Origin of the sequence: Micromonospora sp. SL4-19 (assembly GCF_047921475.1) — a bacterium.
GTDB lineage: Bacteria > Actinomycetota > Actinomycetes > Mycobacteriales > Micromonosporaceae > Micromonospora.
Window position 1 is genome coordinate 258011 of the sequence record NZ_JBLROB010000005.1, and the last position, 26966, is coordinate 284976.

The following is a 26966-nucleotide window of genomic DNA, read 5'->3' on the forward strand; positions in this document are numbered from 1 at the left end:
GCCGATCAGGCCCGGTCCCGCGCCGAGTGGATCAATCGGCGGTGAGGCGCTCCGCGGCGTACTCGCCGAGCGTGGTCTGGTCCATCAGGCAGCCGGTGAACGTGGTCAACTCGCCGTCGTCGTCGCGCAGGCGTGCCCAGGCGGCCCGGCCGGCGGCCCGGTCGACCGTGTCCAGCAGCGCGGCGGCGTACGCCTTCCCGGCCGGCGACCCGTTTGCGAGCAGCCAGTCGACCTTCTGCCGGACCTCCTTCGGGTGCTCCTCCAGCCGCCGCTCGACCTGCCAGTACGCCTCGGTCGCCGGCAGCAGCGTCCCCGCGATGCCCACTCCGCCGAACGAGAGCGTGTCCGCCTCCGCCATCTCCCGTACGGCCGCGTCGAGTTCCCGTCCCGCACTCTCCCCGATCCCCACCATGCCCCCATCCTCCCCCCTCCACGCCCACCCCAACCCTGTCGATCAAGAAGTTCGCGTCGGGCGGAGGGGAGGCTCCGTGACGCGAACTTCCTGATCGCCGGCTCCACAGGGAGGAGGCGGGGAGGGTGGGTCAGGCGGCGGTGACGATGAGGGCGTCCTTGGTGTCGGAGAGGTCGACCCGGACGGTGTCGCCGTCGCGGATCCGGCCGGCCAGCAGCGCCTTGGCGAGCTGGTCGCCGATCGCCGACTGCACCAGCCGGCGCAGCGGGCGGGCACCGTAGATCGGATCGTACCCGTGCTCGGCGAGCCACACCCGGGCGGAGTCGCTGATGGCCAGTGCCAACCGACGATCGGCGAGACGGGCTCGCATCCGGTCGAGCTGGATGTCGACGATGGCCCGCAGGTCCGCGCCCTGGAGGGCGGCGAACACCACGATGTCGTCGAGGCGGTTGAGGAACTCCGGCTTGAAGTGCGACCGGACCACCGCGAGGACGGCCTCCCGGCGCTGCTCCTCGGCCAGCGTCAGGTCGCTGATCACCGACGAGCCCAGGTTCGAGGTGAGGATCAGGATCGCGTTACGGAAGTCCACCGTACGACCCTGGCCGTCGGTGAGCCGGCCGTCGTCGAGCACCTGGAGCAGCACGTCGAAGACATCCGGGTGGGCCTTCTCCACCTCGTCCAGCAGCACCACCGAGTACGGCCGGCGGCGCACCGCCTCGGTGAGCTGGCCGCCCTCCTCGTAGCCGACGTACCCGGGCGGGGCACCGACCAGGCGGGCGACCGAATGCTTCTCGCCGTACTCGCTCATGTCGATGCGAACCATGGCCCGCTCGTCGTCGAAGAGGAACCCGGCGAGCGCCTTGGCCAGCTCGGTCTTGCCGACGCCGGTCGGGCCTAGGAAGAGGAAGCTTCCGGTCGGGCGGTCCGGGTCGGCGACGCCGGCCCGGGCACGGCGGACCGCGTCGGAGACCGCGGCGACCGCCTCGGCCTGGCCGACCACGCGGGCGCCCAGCGACTCCTCCATGCGGAGCAACTTGGCCGTCTCGCCCTCCAGCAGCCGGCCGGCGGGAATGCCGGTCCAGGAGGCGACCACGGCGGCGATGTCGTCCGCGCCGACCTCCTCCTTGAGCATCGCGCCGTCGGCCTGGAGCCGGGCCAGCTCCTCCTCGGCCCGCGTCAGCTCGGCCTTGAGGGCGGGGATCCGGCCGTACCGCAGCTCGGCGGCGCGTTCCAGCTCGCCGTCGCGCTCGGCCCGCTCGGCCTCGCCGCCGAGCCGCTCCAGCTCCTCCTTGGCCGTGGAGAGCTTGGTGATGTGGCTCTTCTCCAGCTGCCAGCGCTCGGAGAGCGCGGTGAGCTGCTCACGCTTGTCGGCCAGCTCCTTGCGCAGCCGCTCCAGCCGCTCGGCGGAGGCGGCGTCCGGCTCCTTGGCCAGCGCCATCTCCTCGATCTCCAGCCGGCGCACCGCCCGCTCGATCTCGTCCACCTCGACTGGGCGGGAGTCGATCTCCATCCGGAGCCGGGACGCGGACTCGTCGACGAGGTCGATCGCCTTGTCCGGCAGGAACCGGTCGGTGATGTAGCGGTCGGACAGGGCAGCGGCGGCGACCAGCGCGGCGTCGGTGATCCGTACGCCGTGGTGCACCTCGTAGCGCTCCTTGAGGCCGCGCAGGATGCCGATGGTGTCCTCGATGGTCGGCTCGCCGACCAGCACCGGCTGGAAGCGGCGCTCCAGCGCCGGGTCCTTCTCGATGTGCTCGCGGTATTCGTCGAGCGTGGTCGCGCCGACCATCCGCAGCTCACCGCGGGCCAGCATCGGCTTGAGCATGTTGCCGGCGTCCATCGAGCCCTCGCCCTTGCCGGCGCCGACCACGGTGTGCAGCTCGTCGAGGAAGGTGATGACCTGGCCGTCGGAGTTCTTGATCTCCTCCAGCACGGACTTCAGTCGCTCCTCGAACTGGCCGCGATACTGCGCGCCGGCCACCATCGCGCCGAGGTCGAGCGAGACCAGCTTCTTGTTCCGCAGCGACTCGGGCACGTCGCCGGCGACGATCCGCTGGGCGAGGCCCTCGACGATCGCGGTCTTGCCGACGCCGGGCTCACCGATCAGCACCGGGTTGTTCTTGGTACGCCGGGACAGCACCTGGATCACCCGACGGATCTCGGAGTCCCGGCCGATGACCGGGTCGATCTTCCCCTCGCGGGCGCTGGCGGTCAGGTCCACGCCGTACTTGGCGAGGGCCTGGTAGGTCTGCTCCGGGTCGGCGGTGGTGACCCGCCGGTCCCCGCCGCGTACGGTCGGGAAGGCGGCGACGAGATTCTCCTCGGTTGCCCCGGCGGACTTCAGCGTGCCGGAGACCGCGCCGCCCACCCGGGCCAGACCGGCCAGCAGGTGCTCGGTGGAGGTGTACTCGTCGCCGAGCGGCCGGGCGATCTGCTCGGCGGCGCCGATGGCGTTGACGAACTCCCGAGCCAGGGTGGGCTCGGCAAGGCTGGAGCCGCGCGCGGCGGGCAGGGCGTCGACCGAGCGCTGGGCGACCCGGCGCAGCTCGGCCGGGTCGGCCCCGACGGCGCGCAGCAGGCCGGCGGCGGTCGAGCCCTCGGTGTCCAGCAGCGACAGCAGCAGGTGCCAGGGTTCCACGGTGGCGTGACCGCGCTGGTTCGCCAGCGCGACGGCACCGGTGATGGTCTCGCGGCTCTTGGTGGTGAGACGTTCCGTGTTCATGGGCTCCCCCGGATCGGCGTGTCCACTGGGAACGACACAACCAGAGTTGAGTCTATTCCGCTCAACTACAACGGTGTGAACTGGATCACTCGCATCCGTCGGCGGGAAGCCGGTCGCCGGAGCGTGGCAGACGACACTACGCCGGACCACGGCAGGGCCGGCCGTCAGTCGCCGACCAGGGCCACCCTGATCCACTGGCGGGCGCCGACCGGGCCGACGGCGAGGATGACCTCGTCCGGGGCCTTGGCCACGAGCGTGCCGTCGTCGAGCAGGTCAAAGTGGTGCTCGGGGCCGACCGGCCAGCTGACCCGCTCGTACTGGCGGCTGACCACCACACCCACGCCGTCCGGTCCGGTCACCGCCACCTGCCCGGCGCCAACCGGCGCCACCGAATACACCCGGTCCGGGTGGCCGACGGCCGGCACCAGCTCCCAGTTACCCCGATAGATCCAGATCGCCGGGAAGGCCGTCCGGTCCGGCGGCTCCCCGATCAGCCAGACCTCGCCGCCGAGTGTGGACATCACCCGCAGCACGCCCACCTCGCCGTCGGGCGCCGGCACCGGGCTCCGCTGCCAGCTCCGCCCCTGGTCTGTCGAGACCGCGGCGTACGGCCGCCCGTCGGCCGCGCCGGCCGCCACGAGCAGGTCCCCCGCCTCGCGCACCGTGTTCACCATCGGCAGCCCGGGCTGGATGGCCAACGGGCGCAGCCGGCGACCGTCCCAACGAGCCACCTTGCCGGCGTCCTCGGTCACTTGGAACCGGCCACCGGCACCCAACATCACCGGCGGTGGCGCGGCTCCCGGGTGGTGGGTGAAGGTGACACCGCCGTCGGTCGAGGCGTACCAGCCGAACGGCTCGCTGTTGAGCACCAGCAGGCCCTGCGGGGCGTAGAGCTGCTGGTTATCGGCGACCGGCCGGGGATGCGGCAACGCCCGCCAGGATTTTCCGCCGTCCCGGGTGGCGAAGAGCAGCGCTGGGCAGTCCCGGCCGGGTGGCCGGCCGTCGCAGGTGGCGAAGAGGGCGTACGCCTGCTCGGCGTCGACGAACTCGATGTACGGCGGGTCGTACCGGTTCGGTACGGCGACCCGGACGACGCGTTCCTCGTGAACGTCGGCGACCGGCGGCCGGGCTGGCGTGGTGGCGACCGGCTCGGGCGACGCGGACGCCCGGTTTGGTGGCGGACGCCGGACGTCCCCGATCGAACAGGCCACCAGCACCGGCAACGCCAGGAACAGTGCCACCATGCGGCCCGATCGCCGGTTCACCACACCTCCAACGCAAGGTAGCCTCGCCCGCGTGCGAGTACGTGTTGAACAGACTGCCCTACCGGGGATCGGTGTACGTCACGATCTGGTGACGGAATCCGGCCGCCGGCTCGGCGTTGTCTCCCACCGCAATGGCCGGCGCGACCTGGTTCTCTACGATCCGGACGATCCGGACTCCTGCCAGTCGGACATACCCCTGACCGACGACGAGGCGGAGGCGCTGGCCGACATCCTCGGCGCGTCCCTGATGCTCAGCCAGCTCTCCGGGCTGCGCGAGCAGGCCGCCGGGCTGCTCACCGAGCAGATCGCCATCCCCGCCGGCACCAAGTACGTCAACCGGCAACTGGGCGACACCAAGGCACGCACCCGCACCGGCGCATCGATCGTCGCCGTGCTACGCCACGGCGAAGTGATCGTCTCTCCGGACCCCACCTTCCGCTTCGCCGCCGGTGACGTGGTGGTCGTGGTCGGCACCCGGCAGGGTCTCGACGGGGTGACCGCGATCCTCGCCGAAGCGGATCCGGACGGCTGAGGCGGATGCACGAAACCACAACTCTGCTCGTCGAGGTCGGCGCGCTGTTGCTCCTGCTCGGCCTGCTCGGCCGGCTCAGCCGGCGCTTCGGCGTCTCGCCCATCCCCCTCTACCTGCTCGCCGGCATCGCCTTCGGTACCGGCGGCATACTGCCGCTCAACGCCAGCGAGGAGTTCTTCGCCATCGGCGCGGAGATCGGCGTGATCCTGCTGCTGGTCATGCTCGGCCTGGAATACAGCGCCAGCGAACTGGTGGGCAACCTCCGTTCGGCGGCCCCGGCCGGCCTGATCGACGCGGTGCTCAACGCGCTACCCGGCTTCGCCTTCGCGCTGATACTCGGCTGGGGCTGGCTGGCCGCCGTGGTGCTCGCCGGCGTCACCTGGGTCTCCTCGTCCGGGGTGATCGCCAAGGTCCTCGGCGACCTCGGCCGGGTCGGTAACCGGGAGACCCCGGTGATCCTCTCCGTCCTGGTGATCGAGGACCTGGCGATGGCCCTCTACCTGCCGCTGCTCACCGCACTGCTCGCCGGGATCGGCCTGATCAAGGGCGGCATGGCGCTCGCCGTCGCGGTGCTCACCGTGGTCGCCGTGCTGTTCGTCGCCATCCGGTACGGCCACCTGATCTCCGCGGCACTCTCCGCGAAGGACCCCGAGGCGCTGCTGCTCGGGGTGCTCGGCCTGACCCTGCTGGTCGCCGGCGTCGCGGCCAAGCTCCAGGTCTCCGCGGCGGTCGGGGCGTTCCTCGTCGGCATCGCCCTCTCCGGGCCGGTGGCACACCACGCCACCGAACTGCTGTCGCCGCTTCGGGACCTCTTCGCCGCGGTCTTCTTCGTGTTCTTCGGGCTGGTCACCGACCCGAGGGACATGCCCCCGGTGCTGTTGCCGGCGCTGGCGTTGGCCGTGGTGACCATGGGCACGAAGCTGCTCACCGGTTACCTGGCCGCCAGGCGGGCCGGGATTGCCGAGCCCGGTCGGTGGCGGGCCGGTTTCGCGCTCACCCCGCGCGGCGAGTTCTCCATCGTCATCGCCGGGCTCGCCGTCGCCGCCGCGCAACCGGTGGAACCCCGGCTGGCGGGGCTCGCCACGGCGTACGTGCTGATCACCGTGGTGACCGGGCCGCTGCTGGCCCGGCTGCCGGACATGCCCTGGTTCAAGCGTTGGCTGCGTCGGCGTGCCGGTGCCCGGCCACCCGCACCGGTGCCGGTGGCGGATTGATTCCGCCCGGGCCGGGTCGACCGTTAGGTGGACCCGGCCCGGCCAACGGTCGCTGAAATTGGGTTCCGGGGAGGTCTTCCGCAGGCGAGGTGGACCGCGTTACCGTGTCGCCCCAGCAGCCAGGTTCTGCGGGTGGCCGATGCCCGCGAGCGGAAGCGGAAGGTTGGCCGGTGAGCGTGCAGGAAAAGACCTTCCACGGCTTCGCCAACCCGGTCGACCCGTCGCCGGCCGAGCTTCGGGCGTGGGCGTACCGGCCGGACTCCGTGCCGCTGACCTCCATGCCCCCGGACTGGGACCTGCTGGTCTCGGGTGACCACCTGGTGGGGACGCTCTTCGAGCTGGCCATGGATCCTGCCTGTCCGGCCCGCCGATTCGCCCTGCACTGCCTCTACATCTACGCCGCCGACGGCATCCAGACGAACTTCCGAGCCCACCCGAAGCGCCGTTTCCGGAAGTTGGTCGAGCGGGCCGAGCGGGCCGGCGACGAGCTGATGCGCAACTGGGCGCACAACGGTCGAGTGCTGCTCGCCCGGCCGGACCTCTTCGTCTACCGCGACTGGTGCGAGGGGGGCCTGGTGCGGGAGAACCGCCGGCTCTAGGCCCGCACGTCCCGGACAGCGAACGGGCCGGGACCCCCACACGGCATCACCGCGTCCCGGCCCGCACGTCCCCGACGGGCGAACGGGCCGGGACCCCCCGTGGGTCCCGGCCCGCACGTCGACGCATCGTCAACTCGGCGATCCGCCCTGCTTTCTGAGCCGTTCGTCGGCCCTGGCCCGGTCGATGCCGTGGTCCACCTGGTCGAGGAAGCGGCCGTCTTTGATCTTGTCGGTGAAACGACCGTCGAGGATCCGGGCGAACTGCCCACGGACGCTCTCGGCTACCTGCTCCAGCCGGTCCTCCGCCTGTTGCGCCACCTTCTTCGCCGATTCCGCCATGGCTCCCCCTGCCAGTTCGGCGTCCGGATTGAGTTGGTTGGGCCTGATTCACAGGTTATCGGACCCGCCCGGTCCGGCGATCGGCTTTCCCTGAACCCGCCTGAGCCGCCAACCAGGAACGATCGGTGGACCGCCACGGAGGTCGCTGGGCGGACCTGGCGTGCACGGCGTTCCACCCATGGGGCCGCAGCGGCGTAACCGGGCGGAGAAGCGCGAAGGCCGGCGCGGCCCGAGAGGGGCACACGCCGGCCCGCGTAAGTGGGCGGCAGAGCGCGGGATCAGCGGTCGCCGGTGCGCCGGGGTCGCCAGACGACCAGCGCCGTCGAGGTGCGGTTGGTGGGCACGAGGTCACCGCGCGGGAAACCGCCCAGCGACTCCAGCTCCGCGATCCGGCGGTAGGCGGCGTCCAGCTCCGCCTCCAGCCGGGCCACCCGCCGCTGGGCCTCCTCCAGCAACCGTTCCAGGCCGATGATCCGCTTGACCCCGGCCAGGTTGATCCCGTCGTCCTGGCTGAGTCGCTGCACCTCCCGGAGCAACACCACGTCCCGGACGCTGTACCGGCGGCCGCCGCCGGACGCCCGGCCGGCCTGCACCAAGCCCAGCCGGTCGTACTGGCGCAGGGTCTGCGGGTGCATCCCCGCCATCCGCGCCGCCACCGAGATCATCAGGACCTTGGCCTCGTAGGCAGGGTCACCCGAGCCGACGAACTCCTCCGACATCCCGCTCACCTCCGCTGCCCTTCACCCGGTCAACTGAAACGACGCACCCGCGCGTCGAGATGTTCCCGCCCGGCGGGCGGGGTCTGCTCGGCGAACGTTTCCAGCGCCGCCCGCGCCTCGTCCGACACCTTCGCCGGTACCACCACGTCGAGAGTGACCAGCAGGTCACCGGCGCGGCCGTCCTTGCGTACGACGCCCTTGCCCCGGGCCCGCAGCACCCGGCCGCTCGGCGTACCCGGTGGCACCCGGAGCGTCACCGTGCCGTCCAGGGTCGGCACCCGCAGGTCGGTGCCGAGCACCGCCTCCGCGAACGTGATCGGCACGGTCAGGGTCAGGTCGTCCCCGGTCCGCCCGAACAGCTCGTCCGGACGGACCTTCACCTGGACGAACAGGTCGCCCGCCGGCCCACCGCGCTCGCCGGGCTCGCCCCGGCCGGCCAGCCGGATGCGTTGGCCGTCGGCCACTCCGGCGGGGAAGCGGACGTTCAGCGTGCGGGTCTTGGTGACCCCGCCGGTGCCGTGGCACTCCGGGCACTTCTCCTCGACGATGGTGCCGACGCCCTGGCAGTTGCGGCACGGCTCGGAGAAGCTGAACGATCCCTGGTTGCGGGTGGTTACCCCCGCGCCGTGGCAGACCTGGCAGGTCACCGGTTGAGTGCCGGGCTTCGCCCCGTTGCCGTGGCAGGTGTCGCAGACCCCGGGGGCGCGCAGCGTCAGTGGGATGGTCACCCCGCGTACGGCGTCGGAGAAGTCGAGCGCCACCTCCGCCTCGACGTCACGGCCCCGCGCCGAACCACGTGGGCGGGCCGCACCGCCGGCGCCACCGCCGCCCGTGAAGATCGAGCTGAACAGGTCGCCCAGGCCGCCGCCGAAGCGGGCCTCGCCGCCGGCCGCCCCGCCGAACAGGTCGGAGACGTCGAACGGCATGCCACCCGGCTGGGCCCCGCCGCGGGCGTTGCGGCGGAACGCGCCAGAGCCGAAGAGCGAACGCATCTCGTCGTACTCGCGGCGCTTCTTATCGTCGCCGAGCACCGCGTACGCCTCTGAGACGGCCTTGAACCGCTCCTCGGCCTTGGGGTCACCGGGATTGTGGTCCGGGTGCGACTCCCGGGCCAGCTTCCGGTACGACTTCTTGATCTCGTCGGAGGAGGCGGACTTCTCCACGCCCAGCGCGGCGTAGTAGTCCTTCTCGATCCAGTCCTTGGAACTCACCCGTCCACCCCCTTCCACGGGTACCCCGGTCGTCCCGCCCGCCCGGTGCGGGCGGACGGGACGTCACGGGTCGGCACTACTCCGGCTCGGCGACCGCGACCATGGCCGGCCGCAGCAGCCGTTCGCCGAGCTGGTAACCCCGGCGCATGACCTGCACACAGGTCGGTTCGGTCACGTCGGCGGAGGTCTGGTGGGCCACCGCCTCGTGCAGGGTCGGGTCGAACGGGTCGCCCTGCTCGCCGAAGACGGTCAGGCCGAACTTGCCCAGCGCGGCGGTGAGCTGCTCGGCGACCGCGCCGAACGGCCCCACCAGGTCGCCGTGCTCGCGGGCCCGGTCCAGGTCGTCGAGGATCGGCAGCAGCGCGGTCAGCACCGAACCCGTCGCCTGCTCCTGGACCAGGTTGCGGTCCCGGTCGACCCGCTTGCGGTAGTTGGCGTACTCGGCCGTCACCCGCTGGAGGTCACGGGTCCGCTCGTCCAGCTCGGCCTGGATCGCCTCCAGCTCGGCGCCGAGCGGCCCGCCCGGCTTGACGACCTCCTCGACCTCCTCGCCCTCCTCGGTCGGCTCGGCCGGCGCGTCGACCACGGGCGGGCCGGCGACCGGGGCTTCGGTCTCGATCTCGTCGACCACGACCTCGGCCTCCTCGACCAGCCCTTCGGCGGGTGCGTCGGCCGCGGCGTCCGCAGCCGCGGCGTCCGCCGCCGTTGCGTCCGCAGCCGTGGCGTCCGCCGGGGGCTCGGTGGTCTTGCGGATCTTGCGCTTGTCACGGATGACGATCCGCGGCTCGTCGCCGGCGCTCGGGCCGGCGGCTCGCGGCTTCTGCGTCATGCGGTTACCTCGATCCCTGCCGTGCGTGCGTGTCCGGGGCAGGAAGTCACTTCTTGTCCTCGTCCACGATCTCCGCGTCGACCACGTCGTCGGCACCGCCGGCCTTCGCACCACCGGTCGCACCTGCGCCCGGCCCAGCCTCGCCCGGCGCACCCTGCTCGCCCTGCTGCTGCGAGTAGAGCAGCGAACCGGCCTGCTGGGACACCTGGGCCAGCCGCTCGTGGGCTGCCTTGATCTTGTCGATGTCCTGGCCGCCGAGCGCGCCGCGCAGCTCGCCGAGCGCCTCGTTGATCTGGTCGCGGTTCTCGCTGGGCAGCTTGTCGCCGCTCTCGGCGAGGAACTTCTCGGTCTGCCACTGGAGCGCCTCGGCCACGTTGCGGGTCTCCGCCTCGTCACGCCGGCGCTTGTCCTCCTCGGCGTGCTCGTCGGCGTCCCGGCGCATCCGCTCGATGTCGTCCTTCGGCAGCGACGAGCCGCCGGTGATCGTCATCTTCTGTTCCTTGCCGGTGCCCAGGTCCTTGGCGTGCACGTTGACGATGCCGTTCGCGTCGATGTCGAACGTGACCTCGATCTGCGGCACGCCGCGCGGCGCCGGCGGAAGGCCGGTCAGCTCGAAGGTGCCGAGCTTCTTGTTGTAGGCCGCGATCTCCCGCTCGCCCTGGAACACCTGGATAAGCACCGACGGCTGGTTGTCGTCGGCGGTGGTGAAGACCTCGGAGCGCTTGGTCGGAATGGTGGTGTTGCGCTCGATGAGCTTGGTGAAGATGCCGCCCTTGGTCTCGATGCCCAGGCTCAGCGGGGTCACGTCGAGCAGCAGGACATCCTTGACCTCACCCTTGAGCACGCCGGCCTGGAGGGCGGCGCCGACGGCAACGACCTCGTCCGGGTTCACGCCCTTGTTGGGCTCTCTGCCGATGAGCTGCTTGACCAGGTCGGTCACGGCCGGCATCCGGGTCGAGCCACCGACCAGGATGACGTGCTCGACGTCCGAGACCTTGATCCCGGCGTCCTTCACGGCCTGCTCGAACGGGCCCTTGCAGCGGTCCAGCAGGTCCTGCGTCATCCGCTGGAACTCGGCGCGGGTCAGGGTGACGTCGAGGTGCAGCGGGCCCGCCGAACCGGCGGTGATGTACGGCAGGTTGATGTTGGTGGTGGCGGCGGCGGACAGCTCGATCTTGGCCTTCTCGGCCGCCTCCTTGAGCCGCTGCATGGCCATCTTGTCCTGCGCCAGGTCGATGCCGTGCTCGCCGCGGAAGGTCTTCACCAGGTGGTCGATGATCCGCTGGTCCCAGTCGTCACCACCGAGGTGGTTGTCACCGCTGGTGGACTTGACCTCGATGACGCCCTCGGCCAGCTCCAGCAGCGACACGTCGAAGGTGCCGCCACCCAGGTCGAAGACCAGGACGGTCTGCTCCTTGGAGCCCTTGTCGAGGCCGTACGCCAGGGCGGCCGCGGTCGGCTCGTTCACGATCCGCAGCACGTTGAAGCCGGCGATCTCGCCGGCTTCCTTGGTGGCCTGGCGCTGGCTGTCGTTGAAGTACGCCGGAACGGTGATCACCGCGTCGGTGATCTGCTCGCCCAGGTACGCCTCGGCGTCCCGCTTGAGCTTCATCAGCGTGCGGGCGGAGATCTCCTGCGGGGTGTACTTCTTGCCGTCGATGTCGACGGTCCAGTTGGTGCCGACCTCCCGCTTGACCGAGCGGATGGTCCGGTCCGGGTTCGTCACCGCCTGGCGCTTGGCCACCTCGCCGACGAGCACCTCGCCGTTGCGGGCGAACGCGACGATCGAAGGGGTCGTCCGCGAGCCCTCAGCGTTGGCAATGACGGTGGGCTCACCGCCCTCGAGAACGCTGACGCAGGAGTTCGTCGTGCCGAGGTCGATGCCGACCGCACGTGCCATGTTCGCTTCCTCGCTTCGTAACGGTTGGCAGGTCAGGGGCCTCGCCCCCGACCTGCCCGGCGGGCCGCCCGCAGCGACCGCACCACAAGTTGAGTGAACTTGACTCAATAGTGCCACGCCGCCGGCAAACCGCAAGTCGAGGTTGAGCCAACCCGACGCAACCTGAGCGTTATCGCCGTCCGGTTGTCTTCCCTTGCATCGGTCGGGCACGCTTTAGCGGTGACGACGCATGGCGATTCCGCCACCCATTCCGGCGCGCCCGCCGTCGCAGCCCGCACTGGACCCGACGCCCGGGATGACCTGCCCATCGGCGACGCGGAGAGTCTGCCCGCCGCGCTCGCCGGCCTGCGGGCCGCGATCGGGGCGGCCCGGTTCCCGCTGACCCTGCCCTCGGCGGAGCCGGCCCGGCGGATCAGCGCCGGTCTCTCCCACCAGCTCGACGACTACCTGCTCCCCCGGCTCGCCCGCCTCGACGCCCCCCTGCTGGTGGTGGTCGGCGGCTCGACCGGCGCGGGCAAGTCGACGCTGGTCAACAGCCTGGTCCAGGCGCGGGTGAGCGCCGCCGGGGTGCTGCGCCCCACCACCCGCTCGCCGGTGCTGGTCTGCAACCCGGCCGACGCCGCCTGGTTCCGTCAGGGCGACCTGCTGCCCGGCCTGACCCGGACCAGCGACCCGAGCGAGGACCCGGGCACGCTGCACCTGGTCACCGCACCCGCACTGCCGGCCGGGCTGGCCTTCCTCGACGCGCCCGACATCGACTCGGTGGTCGACGCCAACCGCGCGCTCGCCGGGCAACTGCTGGCCGCCGCCGACCTCTGGCTCTTCGTCACCACCGCCGCCCGGTACGCCGACGCCGTCCCGTGGGAGCTGCTGCGCGGCGCCCGCGCTCGCGGCACGGTGATCGCCATGGTCCTCGACCGGGTGCCCCCGGAAGCGGCCGACGAGATCGCCCCCCACCTGGGTGAGATGCTCGCCGCCCAGGACCTGGGCGCCGCACCGCTCTTCGTGCTGCCGGAGACCTGGGTCGACGGGCAGGGGCTCCTGCCGGAGCGGGTCACCGCCCCGCTGAGCGCCTGGTTCGCCCGGCTGGCCGCGGACGCCGAGGCCCGGTCCGCCGTGGTCCGGCAGACCCTTGACGGCGCGCTGGCCGCCCTGCACCCCGCGGTGGAGGGCCTGGCCGAGGCCGCCGACGAGCAGATGGTCGCCGCCGACGCACTGGACGAGCGGGTCCGGGCGGCGTACCGGGCGGCGGAACGGACCGTCGCGCAGGGGCTCAAGGACGGCCGGCTGCTCCGCGGCGAGGTGCTGGCCCGCTGGCAGGAGTTCGTCGGGACCGGCGAGTTCTTCCGCACCCTGGAGGCACGGATCGGTCGGCTGCGCGACCGGATGGTCGCCACGTTCACCGGGCGGCCGGCCCCGGCCGCCGAGCTGCGTTCGGCGATCGAGTCCCAGCTCGTGACGCTGTTGCGCGGGGTGGCCGCCGAGGCGGCGGAGAACGCGTACACCGGGTGGAAGGCGCACCCGGCCGGCGCGGCGCTGCTCGAACCGGAACTCGCCCACCCCTCCGCCGACCTGCCCGAGCGCGCCGAACGGCTGGTCCGCGACTGGCAGCGGGGGGTGCTGGAGCTGGTCCGGGTCGAGGGCGGCGACCGCCGCTTCGTGGCCCGCACCGCCGCGTACGCGGTCAACGCCACCGGGCTGGCGGTCATGATCGGGGTCTTCGCCTCCACCGCCTTCATCCCGACCGGGCTGGAGGTGGCCACCGGCGCCGGCACCGCGGTCGCCGGGCAGGCGGTACTCCAGGCGATCTTCGGCGATCAGGCGGTGCGGAACCTGGCGAACAAGGCCCGGGCGGATCTGCTGGACCGGATGGGCACGCTGCTGACGGAGGAGGCCGAGCGCTTCCTCGTCCGCACGGAGACGGCCCGCCCGGCCGCCGACACCGGCGCGGCGCTGCGCCGGGCGGCCGGCGAGGTGGAGAAGGCGCGGCACCGCAGCGGCCTGTCCCGCACCGGCGGCCCGGCGCTGCCCGCCGCCGATCAGGGTGGCCGCCGGTGAGCGCGCCGGAGGGACGCCGGGCAGCCGCCCGCGCGGGACGCCGCCGCTGCGTGACGCGGGCCGGAGACAAAGGTGGGCCGAGGTGAGCAACATCGTCGGTCGGATGCGGGAGGCGTTCCGGGGCGAGCAGCGGATCGACCCGGACGCCCTGGTCGCGCGCGTCCAGGCGGTCCAGCGCTTCCTCGACGCCGTGGACGGCCAGGTGCCCGACGCGGAGCTGGTCCCCGCGCACACCGTGGTCGAGCGGGCCGGCACCCGGCTTGCCCTCTCCGGGCACCACACCGTGGTCGCCCTGGCGGGGGCGACCGGCAGCGGCAAGTCCAGCCTGTTCAACGCCCTCGCCCGGCTGGACCTCTCGCCGGTCGGCGTGCGCCGGCCGACCACCGGGGTCGCGCACGCCTGCGTGTGGGGGCCGCTGGACGGGGCGACCCGGCTGCTCGACTGGCTCGGGGTGCTGCCCCGGCACCGGTTCGTCCGGGAGAGCGCGCTCGACGGTGACGACGAGGCCGCCCTGCACGGCCTGGTCCTGCTGGACCTGCCCGACTTCGACTCGGTGCAGCGGTCCCACCGGCTGGAGGTGGACCGGCTGCTGGGCCTGGTCGACCTGGTGGTCTGGGTGGTCGACCCGCAGAAGTACGCCGACCGGGTGATCCACACCAGCTACCTGCGCGAGTTCCACCGGCACCGGGACGTGACCGTGGTCGTGCTCAACCAGGCCGACCGGCTGCCCCCGGCCGAGCTGCCCCGGGTCCTCGGCGACCTGCGCCGACTGCTCGACGCCGACGGCCTGGCCGGGGTGCCGCTGCTGCCCACCGTCGCGGTGGACCCGGACGGGCTGGACGGGCTCCGCGCCGAGCTGGAGCGTACGGTCGCCGAGCGGCAGGCCGCCCTGCGGCGGCTGGCCGGCGACGTGGACGCCGTGGTTGCCGGCCTGGACCCGCTGGTCGGGCCGGCGCCGCCGCCGACCGACCCGAGCGACGCGTCGGCGCGTGAACTCACCGCGGCGCTGGCCGGGGCGGCCGGGGTGCCGATCGTGTCCGAGGCGGTGGAGGCCGCGTACCGGCACCGGGCCGGCGGGACGACCGGCTGGCCGCTGGTCCGCGGGTGGCGGAAGCTTCGGCCGGACCCGCTGCGCCGGCTGCATCTGCTCGGCGGGGGCGCCGACACGTCGGCGGAGAGCCTGGTCGCGGCGACCTCCGTACCCGATCCCACCGCCACCCAGCGCTCGGCGCTCAACCTGGCCATCCGCGCGGTGGCCGACCGGTGCGCCGCCGACCTGCCGGCGCCGTGGCCGGCCGCGGTGACCGCCGCGGCCCGGTCCCGGCTGTCCGACCTGCCCGACGCGCTGGACCACGCGGTGGCCGCCACCGACCTGGGCCTGGAGCGGCGACCGGCCTGGTGGCGGGTGGTGGGCGCGCTCCAGTGGCTGGTCACCGTCGCCGCGGTGGCCGGGCTGGGCTGGCTGGTGTTCGGCTACGCGGTGCGCGCGCTCGGTCTGCCGGCCCTGGAGAACCCGAGGCTCGGCGAGGTGCCCTGGCCGACCGTGCTGCTCCTCGGCGGCCTGCTCGCCGGCCTGCTGGTCGCCGCACTGACCAGACCGGTGATCCGGTGGGCGGCGCGACGCGCCCGGCAGCGGGCTGAACGGCGGCTGATGACCTCGGTGGGCAGCATCGGCGAGAAGTACGTCCTGAACCCGGTCTGGGCGGTGCTGGCCCACTACGCCGAGGCCCGGGAGGCGCTGCGGGACGCCGCCCGGCGCTGAGCCCGGCGTGCTCACCGCTGCCCCGGGCCGGCCGGGCGGCGTAGGGTCGGTGCATGGCCACGCCACAGACCCCCTACGACGCGGTACTGCACGCCGCTCGCGACGTGACGAGGCTCGACTCCGCCCTCGACGCGGAGATGCTCGGCGCCGCGCTGCTGGGCAGTGTCTACGCCGTCGCGGAAACCGACCGGGACAACGCCGTCCGCGAGTTCGTGGCCGGATTCCTCGCTGCCACGTCGCGCCGGCGCAGCGCCGCCGCGACCACCATCCGCGCCGTGTTCGCCGCGCTGGTGCCGGACGCCGAGGGCACCGCCCGGGTCCGCCCCGGTGCGGCCGCCCCGGCCTGGGCCGGCCAGCTCGGCCGGGTGCACCTCACCGGCGCCTGGGCCTACGGGGACGTCTACGGCGACCAGACCTCCTACCTGGCGACCTTCGCCTATGACGACACCGAGGGCGGGCCGGAGCACGCCCTGGTGGTCCTGGTCGACCACAACATCGGCATCACCAAGGACGTCTTCGTCGGCGGCCCCGCCGGGCGGGTCGTCGAGCAGGCCCGGGAGATCTGCACCGAGGACGAGCTGACCTGGTTCCGTACCGAGGACCCGTCCCGGATGCGCGCGGAGGTGAGCCGGCACCTGGCAGTCACCGACGACCTCGGTGAGCTGCCCGCGCAGGGCTCACTGGCCACCGACCGCGCCCTGGTCGGCGCGCGACTGGCCGTGCTGCCCGGCTCGGCCGCCGGGGCGCCGGACGTCCCGCCGCCCACCGACGAGGAGCGGACCCGGCTGGTCCGGGCCTTCCTCGGCTCGCCGGAGGCGGCCCGGTTCGGCCTGGACACGGTGGCCGACGCGGAGCTGGCCTCGCTGCACTTCTGCCTGGGCCTGCTCCTCGACCACGCGGCGAGCTTCCCGGACGCCGACCCGATGCGGTGGAGCCCGACGGTCGCCGAGCTGTTCCTGCTCGACTGGGTGCACCGCCGGGCGGTACTGGACATGGACGACGCGGCGATGCTGCCCCGGGTGCTGCGCGGCTGGGCCGCGTACGCGGCCCGCCAGCGAGGGCTGCCGGTGCCGGCGGCCCGCCGGACGGACGAGGCGATCGAGGAGATGGTCCCCGAGTTCGCCCGGCTCTACAGCACGGGCGAACGGCGCAGTCCCGCCACGGCGGCGGTCGCCCAGCTCATGGCCGACGGCGTCGACCCGGACGACCCGGTGGCGCTGGATGCCTGGATCGAGGCCAACCGGCACCGCCTCACCGACGATCCGGCCTGAGCCCACCTCACCTGCGGGGCACGCCCGTCCGAGCGGTTGTCGGGCTCGGGTCCGGTGCGGCGGTGGGGCTGGGGGCAGGCGTGGGTGACTCCTCCGGTGGCGCGCTGGGCGGCGGCGGTGAGCCGTCGGGGCCGGTCGCGGTGGGCTCCGGAGCGGCGGTGGTCGGGGGATCGATCGCCGGCCCGGTGAGGGTGCTGGTCGGCTCGGCCGTGGGGCTCGGTGTGGGGTCCGGTACGGCCGGCTCGAAGGCCGACGGCGACGGCGAGGGGACCCGTGACGGGCACGGCGAGCCGGTCGGCGTGGTGCGGGTGGGGCCGGGGGTGGGTGTCGGCACGGCCGGCCGGGACCGCCGGCGCGCGCCGAGGTCGCGGTCGTCGGGCAGCGCCGGGGCGGCCGGGACCAGCGCCGACACGGGCCGCGGCACACCGGTGGCGGGTGCCCGGCTCGGGAGGACCGGAGGTTGGGTTCCGACGGGCAGTTGGATCACCACCGGGCCGACCGAGGGGGTCGGGATGAAGGGGGTGCTGCTGCCGTCGGGCAGCGCACTGTTGCCCACGGTGGCCGACCCGGCGCTGATCGCGGCCAGGATCGGCATGGACGCGGTACCGGCGAGCAGCGCGACGGTGAAGAGGTAACCCCGGCTCGGGCCGCCCAGGCCGGACGCGCGGTGCGCCCCGATCAGCCGGCGGTAGCCGGTTCGGGGCACCGCCCGGTGGTGGTCGAGGAACGGCGTACGGGGATCTTCTGCTGGCTCGGACACCGGCACCCACTCCTCGTACGTCGACACGGCCCGCCCGGACATCCCGAGCCAAACGGACAAACGCCGTTAATCCCCCACCGGGCACCAGTCAGCTTGAACCAGTAACGCTCAGTTCACCAGTCAGCACAGCGTGTCGACACACAGTTTGTCCGTCGCCCGTCGGCGGCCGAGGCGACAAAACGCCAATGCGTCGCGAACCAGACGGAACGTCGCCGGCGGGGGAGGCCATACTGTGGGACCCCTCACCTCCTCTGCAATCATTCAGGCACGACGGCAACGCAGCCGCCACCTCCGCGCACCCCGCGGCTGGTGCGGAACGGCGCCGGCGCTCCCGGGCCGGGTTCCCCGCATGAATCCGGCTCACGCCGCGCGGCAACCCTCACCGGGGCTAGGCGCGGCCGCCAGGAACCAGCCCGGCTCAAGCCGGGCGGCGCACGATGTGCGCGGCACGGGTCACCCCCCGGCGCCGACGCAGACCAGACAGGGAGAGACGGATGGCAAAGGGCGACCCCGGGGTCACCAGCCGCGGCCGGCGGGCCGCACCCCGTTCCAAGCGTGCCGCCGTAGCGGGCGAGCCGGAACTCGTACAGCTGCTCACGCCCGAGGGCGAGCGGATCGAGAGCGCACTCGGCCCAGACGGGACCGAGTACCGCGTCGACTTCACCGACGAGGAGTACCGCGGCCTCTACCGCGACCTCGTGCTGGTGCGCAAGCTCGACGCCGAGGCCACGGCCCTCCAGCGTCAGGGCGAGCTGGGCCTCTGGGCCAGTTTGCTGGGCCAGGAGGCCGCGCAGGTCGGCTCCGGCCGGGCGCTGCGCACGCAGGACATGGCCTTCCCGACCTACCGTGAGCACGGCGTCCTCTACTGCCGGGGCATCGACCCGATCATGCCGCTCGGCCTGTTCCGGGGCGTCGACCAGGGCGGCTGGGACCCGAACGAGTTCAAGTTCAACATGTACACGATCGTGATCGGGGCGCAGACCCTGCACGCGACCGGGTACGCGATGGGTGTCGCCATGGACGGCAAGACCGGCGGCGACGACGGCGAGGCGGTGATCGCGTACTTCGGCGACGGCGCCACCAGCCAGGGCGACGTCAACGAGGCGTTCGTCTGGGCCAGCGTCTTCAACGCCCCGCTGGTCTTCTTCTGCCAGAACAACCAGTACGCCATCTCGGAGCCGCTGGAGCGGCAGACCCGCGTCCCGCTGTACAAGCGGGCCGGTGGCTTCGGCTTCCCCGGCGTCCGGGTGGACGGCAACGACGTGCTCGCGTCGTACGCGGTGACCCGGCACGCGCTGGACAACGCGCGGCACGGCCAGGGCCCGAGCCTGATCGAGGCTTACACCTACCGGATGGGGGCGCACACCACCTCCGACGACCCGACCCGCTACCGGATCGCCAGCGAGGTCGAGGCCTGGCAGGCCAAGGACCCGATCGCCCGGATGAAGGCGTTCCTGACCCGGCAGCAGATCGCCGACGAGTCGTTCTTCGCCGAGATCGACGAGCAGGCCAAGGCCGAGTCGGTGCACCTGCGCGAGCGGGTGCTCGCAATGCCCAACCCGGAGCCGGTGACGATGTTCGACCACGTCTACCCCAACGGGTCGGCCGAGCTGGACGAGCAGCGGGCGCAGTTCACGAAGTACATGGAGTCGTTCGAGGGGAGCGCGCACTGATGGCCACGGAGACCCTCACCCTCGGCAAGGCCCTCAACACCGGTCTGCGCAAGGCCCTGGAGAACGACCCGAAGGTCGTGATCATGGGCGAGGACGTCGGCAAGCTCGGCGGCGTCTTCCGGATCACCGACGGCCTCCAGAAGGACTTCGGCGACCAGCGGGTGATCGACACCCCGCTCGCCGAGTCCGGCATCATCGGCACCGCGGTCGGCCTGGCCATCCGGGGCTTCCGGCCGGTCTGCGAGATCCAGTTCGACGGCTTCGTCTACCCCGCGTACGACCAGATCGTGTCGCAGGTGGCGAAGATGCACTACCGGTCGCAGGGCAAGGTGCGGATCCCGATGGTCATCCGGATCCCGTACGGCGGTGGCATCGGTGCGGTCGAGCACCACTCGGAGTCGCCCGAGGCGTACTTCGCGCACACCGCCGGCCTGAAGGTCGTGACCTGCGCGAACCCGCAGGACGCGTACTCGATGATCCAGCAGGCCATCGCCTCGGACGACCCGATCGTCTTCCTGGAGCCCAAGCGGCGCTACTGGGAGAAGGGGCCGGTCGAGCTGGACGCGCCGCTGTCCGAGGCGTACCCGCTGCACGCCTCCCGGGTCGCCCGGTCGGGCACCGACGTCACCGTGCTGGCGTACGGCCCGATGGTGCGGACCGCCCTGGACGCGGCCACCGCCGCCGCCGAGGACGGCCGGGAGCTCGAGGTCATCGACCTGCGGTCGCTCTCCCCGCTGGACCTCTCCGCCGCGTACGAGTCGGTGAAGCGCACCGGCCGCTGCGTGGTCGTCCACGAGGCCCCGGGCAACCTGGGCCTGGGCTCCGAGATCGCGGCCCGGATCACCGAGGAGTGCTTCTACTCCCTGGAGTCCCCGGTGCTGCGGGTCACCGGCTTCGACACCCCCTACCCGGCCGCCCGGGTCGAGGAGGAGTACCTGCCCGACCTCGACCGGGTGCTCGACGCCGTCGACCGCACCTTCGGTTGGTGAGTGGCATGTCGCGGATCAAGGAGTTCAACCTCCCCGACCTGGGTGAGGGCCTGACCGAGGGCGAGATCCTCGCCTGGCTGGTCAAGGTGGGCGACGTCATCGAGCTGAACCAGCCGATCGTCGAGGTGGAGACCGCCAAGGCGGCGGTCGAGATCCCGGCGAAGTGGGCCGGCCAGGTGCAGGCGATCTTCCATCCGGAGGGCACCACGGTCGAGGTCGGCACGCCGATCATCGCGATCGACACCGACCCCGGCGCCGGGCCGATCGAACAGCCGACGGAAGCCTCCCGTCCCGCCCCGTCGGCGGCGTCGCTGGCCGCCGTCGAGGTCGCGCCCGAGGAGGGCATGGTCGAGCCGGGCCTGATCGGCGGCCCCGCCCCGGGTGGGCGTACCGCCGTGCTGGTCGGTTACGGCCCGCGGACCACGGCGGCGAAGCGTCGCCCGCGCAAGGGCGGCAGCCCGGCACCGGCGGCAGCCGCCCCGGCCGCCCCGGTCCAGGCCGCGCCGGTCCAGGCCGCGCCGGTCCAGGCCGCGCCCGCGCCGGTCGCCCCGGCGGCGCCGGCGCCGGCGGTGAACGGCACCGGCCGCTCCGGCGGCCTCGTGCTGGCCAAGCCGCCGGTCCGCAAGCTCGCCAAGGACCTCGGCGTCGACCTGACGGCGCTCACCGGCTCGGGCCCGCTGGGCTCGATCACCCGGGAGGACGTACAGCGGGCCGCGGCGGCCCCGGCGGCCGAGCCTTTCGCGGTCGCGGCCCCGGCCACTGCGGCCGTGAGCTTCGGCGCGGACCGCGAGCAGCGCATCCCGGTCAAGGGGGTACGCAAGCTCACTGCCGAGAACATGTCGCGCTCGGCGCTCACCGCCCCGCACGTGACGGAGTTCCTGACCGTCGACGTGACCCGCGCGATGAAGGCCCTGGACCGGCTCCGCGAGCGGCGCGAGTGGCGTGAGGTGCGCGTCTCCCCGCTGCTGCTGGTCGCCAAGGCGGTGCTGCTGGCGGTCAAGCGCCACCCGATGGTCAACTCGACCTGGGCCGGCGACGAGATCGTGGTCAAGGACTACGTCAACCTGGGCATCGCGGCGGCCACCGAGCGCGGGCTGATCGTGCCGAACATCAAGGACGCCGGCCGGCTCTCGCTGCGTGAGCTGGCGGACGCGATGACCCAGCTGGTGCAGACGGCGAAGGCCGGCCGCACCTCCCCGGCCGACATGTCCGGTGGCACGCTGACCATCACCAACGTCGGGGTCTTCGGCGTCGACACCGGTACGCCGATCCTGCCTCCGGGCGAGTCGGCGATCCTGGCCTTCGGCGCGGTACGCGAGATGCCGTGGGTGCACAAGGGCAAGGTCAAGCCGCGCCTGGTCACCACCCTGGGCCTCTCCTTCGACCACCGGATCATCGACGGTGAGCTCGGCTCGAAGTTCCTCCGTGACATCGGGGACTTCCTGGCCGATCCGGAGGCGGCGCTGCTCGCCTGGACCTGACGCTCCACCGCACCAGGCAACGGCCGGTGTGCCACGGGTGAACGCCCGGCACACCGGCCGTTGCCGTAGGGAGACAAACCTTCGGCTAGACAAGGGCGCTGGCCTACGATCCTTAGGCACGTGGCTCAGCTCACCTAATAATCGATGGAAGTTGGCCGCGTTATGCGCTTCAATAGAGACATCAAGGGGCTGACAACCGAATAGCCAGGAGGAGAGACCCAGATGAGCATGATCGAGCGAATCCGCAACCGCCGCGACGCCAACCGCCGTGCCCGCGCCATCGAGCACGCGCTGCGTTCCGCCAACTCGCCCGCGGTCCGCGAGGAGCTTCTCGCCATCGCCCAGCGTCACCTGAGCTGACGCTCCACATACCTTCCTCACCTCCTCCAGTTCGAAGACCCGCCCGGCGCGACCGGGCGGGTCTTCGGCGTTTCACGTCGATCGACACCGGGATTCCACCTCGCAGCGCCGCCCGGTACGGTGGGGCTCGGTCGCCGCCCGCCCACCCCGGACCGATCCAGAGAAACCGATCGACAGCGTCTGGTGACGGCGAGTGACGGCCGGTGCTCCCCCGGGCGCCTCCCGGCGGCCACCGGATACGGTGCGGGGAGCCCGCACGGCCGGTACCGGCCGGCGACGCCGGCAACCATGCCGACGGTCCCGATCGGCATCGGCGGCCGACATGTGATGGAGGAGGCGCACCCATGACGTCCGAGGCCCCGCACCGCCCTGGCCAGGAGCCGGGCGAGGTGTCGCCGGGCGCCGGCGGACCGGCGCCGTACGGCGACCGACCGGCGCAGCAGGACCACGGGTACCCCGGCGCTGCCGACCTCGGCTGGGCTCCACCCCCGCCGGCCGGTCGTTCCGCCCAGCCGGCCCCCGCCTGGGCCGCCCCGGACGACCAACCCCCCGCCTGGGCGCCGCCGGGCGGCCAGCCCGCCGCCGGGCGAGCCTCCGCGCAGGTGCCGCCGCCGGATGGGCCGGGAGCGTGGGGCGGTTCCCCGCAGCCCACCTGGGCCAGCCCTGAGCAGGGCGGCCCCCCGTGGGGCGCGCCCGAGCAGGCCGGACCGGCCTGGGGCGCACCGGAGCAGGGGGCACCCGCCTGGACGGCCCCACCGGCCGCACCCGGGGAGCAGGTCGCGCCCGCGTGGGCCACCGGCGCCCCGTCGAACGCTTCCCCCGAACCGGGCCCGCCCGCCTGGACACCGGCCGAGCAGGGCGGGTCCGCATGGGGCGCCGCGCCCGGACCGGCCGCGCCGCACGGCGAGCAGCCGGCCTGGGCACAGCCGGGTGAACCCAACCCTCGGGGTGCCGCCCAGGTCCCCACGCCCCACGAGCCGTGGGCCACGCCCGCCGGGCAGCCGGCCGACGACCCGGCGCGTTCGGGCGGCTGGAACGCCACGGCCGGCCCGCAGGACGACCGCTCCGGCGGCTGGGCCGTCGGGGCCGGCACCCAGCAGGACGACCAGCCGGCGTGGGGCCAGCAGGGGGAGTCCGCACCCGCCTGGACGCCGACCGAGCCGACCGCCCGCGCCGCCGCCAAGGTGTCCGTGCCGGGCGCAACGGCCGACAACAGCTGGCCGGGGCAGGACGACCCGGACCGCTCCGGAGGCTGGGCCGCGGGGCGGGCCGCCGGGCAGGCCGAGGCGCAGGCGCCGGCCTGGGGCGCACCGGACGACCAGGGTTCGGCCGCCGTCCCGGTGCCCGGCGACCAGCCGGCTTCCGGGGCCTGGGCGTCGGCGCGCGCCGACGTCTCGGTGTCGGCCTCCGACTCCCCGTCCGGGTGGGGCGGCAACCAGGACAACCCGGCGCAGTGGACGCCCGAGCGTCCCGCCATCCCCGACGCCGAACCGTGGGCGCCGGGTGAGGCGTGGGGCCGGTCCGCCGAGGCCACGCCGGAGGAGTCGGCGTCGAACGGCTGGGAGCCGGCCCAGGCCGAGGGCGCGCCGCACTACCAGCCGAGCCTGGGTCCGGGCATCTCCCCGGCCAACGCGGTGCCGCTGCCGCGACAGGAGCAGCGGGTGCCGGGTGCCGCCCTAGCCGCATCGCCGCCCGACGACTACGCGCCGACCGGCCGGGACCCGCAGGCGTACGAGCCGGAGCAGGCCGGCTGGGGCTCGTCGGAGCCGGCGCGCGAGGAGCCACAGTCGCCGGCCGGTCCGGTGCTGCCCGGCCCGCGTACCTCCCCGGAGTCCGGCGCGGCCGGGCACGTCTCGGCGAGCGCCTCGGTGCCGATGGCCAGCCGGGTGACGCCCCCTGCCGACCAGCCCCTGCCCACGGCCGGGGCACCGGCCCCACAGCCTCGGGTGTACGGCCGGCCGACCCGTTCCGAACCGGAGGAGTTTCCCGGGCCGGACGTCCCGAATGGCTTCCCCGAGCAGGGCCCGCGCTTCGACGAGCCCGGCCAGCAGCCCCGGGTGGACGACTTCGACCGTCCGGCGGCCCCGAACGCCTTCGCCGAGGCGCCCCCGGTGCCGTCGGCGCCACCGCCCTCGCCCGTCGGCCCGCCGCCGTTCCCGCCCGGTATGCCGTCCTTCGTGGACCCGGCCGGAAACAACCGTCCGGTCAACGGGGTGCACCCACAGAGCGACGAGCACGCCGGGGACCCGTTCGGCGGCCCCGGTGGTCGGCAGGATCCGTTCGGCGGCCCGAACGACCGCCACGACGCGTTCGCCGGGCCTGCCGGCGGCCACCAGGATCCGTTCGCCGGCACCGGCGGGCAGGACCCGTTCGGCGGGCCGCAGGGTGGTCGCGCGTCGGTCGCCGTACCCGGCCAGGGGCCGATGGGCGCGCCGGGCCAGGGCGGCTTCCCGCCCGCGTTCCCGCCGCCGCCCCAGCCGGCGCCGCCGGCCTGGCAGCAGGGCCCGGCCAACGGCGCGGACCAGGGTCGCTTCGACGCGTTCAAGCCGGAGGCCGAGCCGCAGACCGAGGCACCGACGCCGAAGGTCCGCAACGGCCGGGTGTTGGCCCTCGTGCTGATCGCCGCGGTGCTGATCCTCACCGTCCCGCTCGGCCTGCTCGCCCTGCTGGGCAAGATCGGCGGGAGCGACAAGCCGGCTCCGTTCAACCCGGCCGTGGGCGCCTGCGTCAAGCAGTCCGGCACGAGCGCGGCGGAGGCCGACTGCGCCGAGCCGGGCGCGTTCAAGGTCGTCTCGAAGGTCGACAGCAAGGACAAGTGCGCCGAGCCGACGCAGCCGTACGTGGAGCTCAAGGGCGTCGAGGGGAACCGGGTGCTCTGCCTCAAGCCGGCCGCCCAGTAGCAGTTCCCGGCGGTGGGGTCACGGTGCGCTGTGGCCCCACCGCCGTGTGTCCGGGGTGTGATCCATCCCCCGTGGGGTGCCGTCCGGATCGGGCCGCCCGGTCCGGCAGACTGAAGGGATGAGCGCACGAGTACGGGCACCTGAGCTGCGCGGTCGGGGCTGGTTGAACACCGGCGGCAGGGACCTGAAGCTCTCCGATCTTCGGGGAAAGATCACGATTCTCGACTTCTGGACCTTCTGCTGCGTCAACTGCCTGCACGTGCTGGACGAGCTACGCCCGCTCGAGGAGAAGTACGGTGACGTGCTCGTGGTCATCGGCGTGCACTCGCCCAAGTTCGAGCACGAGAAGGACCCGGACGCACTGGCCGCGGCCGTCGAGCGGTACGGGGTGCACCACCCGGTGCTCGACGACCCCGAGCTGGACATGTGGCAGCAGTACGCGGCGAAGGCGTGGCCGACCCTGTCGGTGGTCGACCCCGAGGGCTACGTGGTCGCCACCATGGCCGGCGAAGGCCACGCCGAGGGACTGGCCCGGCTGATCGACGAGCTGGTCGCCACCCACGAGGCGAAGGGCACCCTGCACCGGGGCGAGGGCCCGTACGTCCCGCCCGCCGAGCCGGAGACCGCGCTGCGCTTCCCCGGCAAGGCCGTGGTGCTGGACGGCGGGAACCTGCTGGTCTCCGACTCCGCCCGGCACTCCCTGGTCGAGCTGGCCCCGGACGGCGAGAAGGTGCTCCGTCGGATCGGCACGGGCACCCGCGGCCACGCCGACGGCCCGGCGGGGAGTGCCACCTTCTCCGAGCCGCAGGGGCTCTGCCTGCTCCCCGCTTCCGCCGCCGAGGTGGCCGGATACGACCTGGTCGTCGCGGACACCGTCAACCACCTGCTGCGCGGCGTGCGGCTCGCCACCGGCGAAGTGGTCACGGTGGCCGGCACCGGTCGGCAGTGGCGCTCGACGGTCGACGACCACGCGCACGACGCGCTCTCGGTCGACCTCTCCTCCCCCTGGGATGTCGCCTGGTACGACGGCAAGGTCATCGTCGCCATGGCCGGCATCCACCAGCTCTGGTGGTTCGACCCGATCCGAAGGACCGCCGGCATGTACGCCGGCACCACGGTCGAGGCGCTGCGCGACGGTCCGCTGCCGGACGTCTGGATGGCCCAGCCCTCCGGCCTCTCCGTCTCGGCCGACGGCGCTCGGCTCTGGATCGCCGACAGTGAGACCAGCGCGGTGCGGTACGTCGAGAACGGGGCGATGGGCACCGCCGTCGGGCAGGGCCTCTTCGACTTCGGCCACGTCGACGGCCCGGCCGACCGGGCGCTGCTCCAGCACCCGCTGGGGGTGTGCGCGCTGCCCGACGGCTCGGTGCTGATCGCCGACACGTACAACGGCGCGGTGCGCCGCTTCGACCCGGAGACCGACCAGGTCGCCACGGTGGCGGACGGGCTGGCCGAGCCGAGCGACCTGGTGCTCACCGCCGAGGGCGAGGTGCTCGTGGTCGAGTCGGCCGCCCACCGGCTGACCCGGCTGGCCCCCGGCGCGCTCACCGCGGCGGGGGCGAACACGGTTGACGGCCCTCGGCACAAGCTGGAGCGCAAGCCCACCGACGTGGCGGCGGGCGAGTTGACCCTCGACGTGATCTTCACGCCGGCCCCCGGGCAGAAGCTGGACGAGACGTACGGCCCGTCGACCCGGCTGGTGGTCTCGGCGTCCCCGCCCGAGTTGCTGATCGAAGGGGCCGGAACGGGCACCGAGCTGTCCCGCCGCCTGGTGGTCGACGGGTCGGTGGCCCAGGGCGTGCTCCAGGTGACCGCCCAGGCCGCCACTTGCGACGCCGACGTCGAGCACGCGGCCTGCCACCTCACCCGCCAGGACTGGGGCGTCCCGGTCCGGGTGGTCGACGGCGGCGCGACCCGCCTCCCGCTGGTGCTGCGCGGCCTGGACGCCTGACCGACCGGCATCCGACCCG

The 26966-nt window shown here is 73.3% G+C and carries 21 protein-coding genes; 12 read left to right on the forward strand and 9 right to left on the reverse strand.

The genetic code is table 11. The features are described from left to right. Positions 1-31: 31 nt before the first annotated feature. From ACNAVT_RS10595 to ACNAVT_RS10605, 3 genes are all read right to left on the reverse strand, one after another. Positions 32-412, reverse strand: coding sequence for a hypothetical protein (locus ACNAVT_RS10595; protein ID WP_416295119.1), 381 nt, complete (start codon positions 410-412; stop codon positions 32-34). 130 nt (positions 413-542) lie between these two features. Next, the gene (gene clpB, locus ACNAVT_RS10600) at positions 543-3134 is read right to left on the reverse strand and encodes an ATP-dependent chaperone ClpB (RefSeq protein WP_416295121.1); all 2592 of its coding nucleotides are present in this window, start codon (positions 3132-3134) and stop codon (positions 543-545) included. A 164-nt stretch (positions 3135-3298) separates the two neighbouring features. Then, complete coding sequence (locus ACNAVT_RS10605; RefSeq protein ID WP_416295122.1) at positions 3299-4399, reverse strand: hypothetical protein; 1101 nt, start codon at positions 4397-4399, stop codon at positions 3299-3301. A gap of 31 nt (positions 4400-4430) precedes the next feature. Between ACNAVT_RS10605 and ACNAVT_RS10610 the strand changes: the two genes are divergently transcribed. The 3 genes from ACNAVT_RS10610 to ACNAVT_RS10620 all read left to right on the forward strand — a co-directional run bounded on the left by ACNAVT_RS10610 (position 4431) and on the right by ACNAVT_RS10620 (position 6744). Further along, a complete protein-coding gene (locus ACNAVT_RS10610; RefSeq protein WP_416295124.1) occupies positions 4431-4931 on the forward strand; it encodes a cation:proton antiporter regulatory subunit in 501 nt (166 codons plus the stop codon). Between the two features lie 5 nt (positions 4932-4936). After that, positions 4937-6145, forward strand: a complete 1209-nt coding sequence (locus ACNAVT_RS10615; protein WP_416295125.1) for a cation:proton antiporter — start codon at positions 4937-4939, stop codon at positions 6143-6145. Positions 6146-6315: 170 nt separating this feature from the next. Continuing rightward, entirely contained in the window at positions 6316-6744 is a 429-nt protein-coding gene (locus tag ACNAVT_RS10620) for a hypothetical protein (protein ID WP_416295126.1), read from the forward strand. Between the two features lie 129 nt (positions 6745-6873). On the opposite strand, the gene ACNAVT_RS10625 is transcribed toward ACNAVT_RS10620, so the two are convergent. The 5 genes from ACNAVT_RS10625 to dnaK form a co-directional block, all read right to left on the reverse strand. After that, positions 6874-7083, reverse strand: coding sequence for a hypothetical protein (locus ACNAVT_RS10625; protein ID WP_416295128.1), 210 nt, complete (start codon positions 7081-7083; stop codon positions 6874-6876). A 278-nt stretch (positions 7084-7361) separates the two neighbouring features. Beyond that, positions 7362-7802 (reverse strand): heat shock protein transcriptional repressor HspR, encoded by a 441-nt coding sequence (locus ACNAVT_RS10630; RefSeq protein WP_416295129.1) that lies wholly within the window; start codon positions 7800-7802, stop codon positions 7362-7364. 29 nt (positions 7803-7831) lie between these two features. Further along, on the reverse strand, positions 7832-9013 hold the full coding sequence (dnaJ, locus tag ACNAVT_RS10635) for a molecular chaperone DnaJ (protein WP_416295130.1): 1182 nt from the start codon (positions 9011-9013) through the stop codon (positions 7832-7834). Positions 9014-9089: 76 nt separating this feature from the next. Further along, complete coding sequence (gene grpE, locus ACNAVT_RS10640) at positions 9090-9842, reverse strand: nucleotide exchange factor GrpE (RefSeq protein WP_416295131.1); 753 nt, start codon at positions 9840-9842, stop codon at positions 9090-9092. 46 nt (positions 9843-9888) lie between these two features. Then, positions 9889-11742 (reverse strand): molecular chaperone DnaK, encoded by a 1854-nt coding sequence (gene dnaK / locus ACNAVT_RS10645; protein WP_416295132.1) that lies wholly within the window; start codon positions 11740-11742, stop codon positions 9889-9891. Between the two features lie 219 nt (positions 11743-11961). Here dnaK and ACNAVT_RS10650 point away from each other — a divergent pair, with 219 nt between their 5' ends. The 3 genes from ACNAVT_RS10650 (at position 11962) to ACNAVT_RS10660 (ending at position 16833) form a co-directional block, all read left to right on the forward strand. After that, positions 11962-13800 (forward strand): ABC transporter, encoded by a 1839-nt coding sequence (locus ACNAVT_RS10650; protein ID WP_416295133.1) that lies wholly within the window; start codon positions 11962-11964, stop codon positions 13798-13800. A gap of 103 nt (positions 13801-13903) precedes the next feature. Then, positions 13904-15562: a GTPase gene (locus tag ACNAVT_RS10655; protein WP_416295208.1), complete on the forward strand. Its 1659-nt coding sequence runs from the start codon at positions 13904-13906 to the stop codon at positions 15560-15562. 53 nt (positions 15563-15615) lie between these two features. Next, the gene (locus tag ACNAVT_RS10660; protein ID WP_416295134.1) at positions 15616-16833 is read left to right on the forward strand and encodes a hypothetical protein; all 1218 of its coding nucleotides are present in this window, start codon (positions 15616-15618) and stop codon (positions 16831-16833) included. A 7-nt stretch (positions 16834-16840) separates the two neighbouring features. On the opposite strand, the gene ACNAVT_RS10665 is transcribed toward ACNAVT_RS10660, so the two are convergent. Further along, positions 16841-17593: a hypothetical protein gene (locus tag ACNAVT_RS10665; RefSeq protein ID WP_416295135.1), complete on the reverse strand. Its 753-nt coding sequence runs from the start codon at positions 17591-17593 to the stop codon at positions 16841-16843. A gap of 494 nt (positions 17594-18087) precedes the next feature. Between ACNAVT_RS10665 and pdhA the strand changes: the two genes are divergently transcribed. From pdhA to ACNAVT_RS10695, 6 genes are all read left to right on the forward strand, one after another. Beyond that, positions 18088-19266 (forward strand): pyruvate dehydrogenase (acetyl-transferring) E1 component subunit alpha, encoded by a 1179-nt coding sequence (pdhA, locus tag ACNAVT_RS10670; RefSeq protein ID WP_416295137.1) that lies wholly within the window; start codon positions 18088-18090, stop codon positions 19264-19266. Beyond that, positions 19266-20255 carry an alpha-ketoacid dehydrogenase subunit beta gene (locus tag ACNAVT_RS10675; RefSeq protein ID WP_416295138.1) on the forward strand — a complete coding sequence of 330 codons (990 nt, stop codon included), beginning with the start codon at positions 19266-19268 and terminating at the stop codon, positions 20253-20255. Before pdhA ends, ACNAVT_RS10675 begins: the two co-directional genes overlap by 1 nt. A 5-nt stretch (positions 20256-20260) precedes the next feature. Further along, positions 20261-21736, forward strand: a complete 1476-nt coding sequence (locus ACNAVT_RS10680) for a dihydrolipoamide acetyltransferase family protein (RefSeq protein ID WP_416295209.1) — start codon at positions 20261-20263, stop codon at positions 21734-21736. A gap of 222 nt (positions 21737-21958) precedes the next feature. Further along, a complete protein-coding gene (locus ACNAVT_RS10685; RefSeq protein WP_262283549.1) occupies positions 21959-22096 on the forward strand; it encodes a hypothetical protein in 138 nt (45 codons plus the stop codon). Positions 22097-22440: 344 nt separating this feature from the next. Beyond that, complete coding sequence (locus ACNAVT_RS10690) at positions 22441-24996, forward strand: hypothetical protein (protein ID WP_416295139.1); 2556 nt, start codon at positions 22441-22443, stop codon at positions 24994-24996. Positions 24997-25114: 118 nt separating this feature from the next. Beyond that, positions 25115-26947, forward strand: coding sequence for an NHL domain-containing thioredoxin family protein (locus tag ACNAVT_RS10695; protein ID WP_416295140.1), 1833 nt, complete (start codon positions 25115-25117; stop codon positions 26945-26947). Positions 26948-26966: the final 19 nt, after the last annotated feature.

What these genes read in the sequence shown, in the direction of transcription:
- ACNAVT_RS10595 (WP_416295119.1), bottom strand. Translation starts at nt 412, where the DNA reads ATGGTGGGGATCGGGGAGAGTGCGGGACGGGAACTCGACGCGGCCGTA.
- clpB (WP_416295121.1), bottom strand. Translation starts at nt 3,134, where the DNA reads ATGAACACGGAACGTCTCACCACCAAGAGCCGCGAGACCATCACCGGT.
- ACNAVT_RS10615 (WP_416295125.1), top strand. Translation starts at nt 4,937, where the DNA reads ATGCACGAAACCACAACTCTGCTCGTCGAGGTCGGCGCGCTGTTGCTC.
- ACNAVT_RS10625 (WP_416295128.1), bottom strand. Translation starts at nt 7,083, where the DNA reads ATGGCGGAATCGGCGAAGAAGGTGGCGCAACAGGCGGAGGACCGGCTG.
- ACNAVT_RS10630 (WP_416295129.1), bottom strand. Translation starts at nt 7,802, where the DNA reads ATGTCGGAGGAGTTCGTCGGCTCGGGTGACCCTGCCTACGAGGCCAAG.
- grpE (WP_416295131.1), bottom strand. Translation starts at nt 9,842, where the DNA reads ATGACGCAGAAGCCGCGAGCCGCCGGCCCGAGCGCCGGCGACGAGCCG.
- dnaK (WP_416295132.1), bottom strand. Translation starts at nt 11,742, where the DNA reads ATGGCACGTGCGGTCGGCATCGACCTCGGCACGACGAACTCCTGCGTC.
- ACNAVT_RS10655 (WP_416295208.1), top strand. Translation starts at nt 13,904, where the DNA reads ATGCGGGAGGCGTTCCGGGGCGAGCAGCGGATCGACCCGGACGCCCTG.
- ACNAVT_RS10660 (WP_416295134.1), top strand. Translation starts at nt 15,616, where the DNA reads ATGGCCACGCCACAGACCCCCTACGACGCGGTACTGCACGCCGCTCGC.
- pdhA (WP_416295137.1), top strand. Translation starts at nt 18,088, where the DNA reads ATGGCAAAGGGCGACCCCGGGGTCACCAGCCGCGGCCGGCGGGCCGCA.
- ACNAVT_RS10675 (WP_416295138.1), top strand. Translation starts at nt 19,266, where the DNA reads ATGGCCACGGAGACCCTCACCCTCGGCAAGGCCCTCAACACCGGTCTG.
- ACNAVT_RS10680 (WP_416295209.1), top strand. Translation starts at nt 20,261, where the DNA reads ATGTCGCGGATCAAGGAGTTCAACCTCCCCGACCTGGGTGAGGGCCTG.
- ACNAVT_RS10685 (WP_262283549.1), top strand. Translation starts at nt 21,959, where the DNA reads ATGAGCATGATCGAGCGAATCCGCAACCGCCGCGACGCCAACCGCCGT.
- ACNAVT_RS10690 (WP_416295139.1), top strand. Translation starts at nt 22,441, where the DNA reads ATGACGTCCGAGGCCCCGCACCGCCCTGGCCAGGAGCCGGGCGAGGTG.
- ACNAVT_RS10695 (WP_416295140.1), top strand. Translation starts at nt 25,115, where the DNA reads ATGAGCGCACGAGTACGGGCACCTGAGCTGCGCGGTCGGGGCTGGTTG.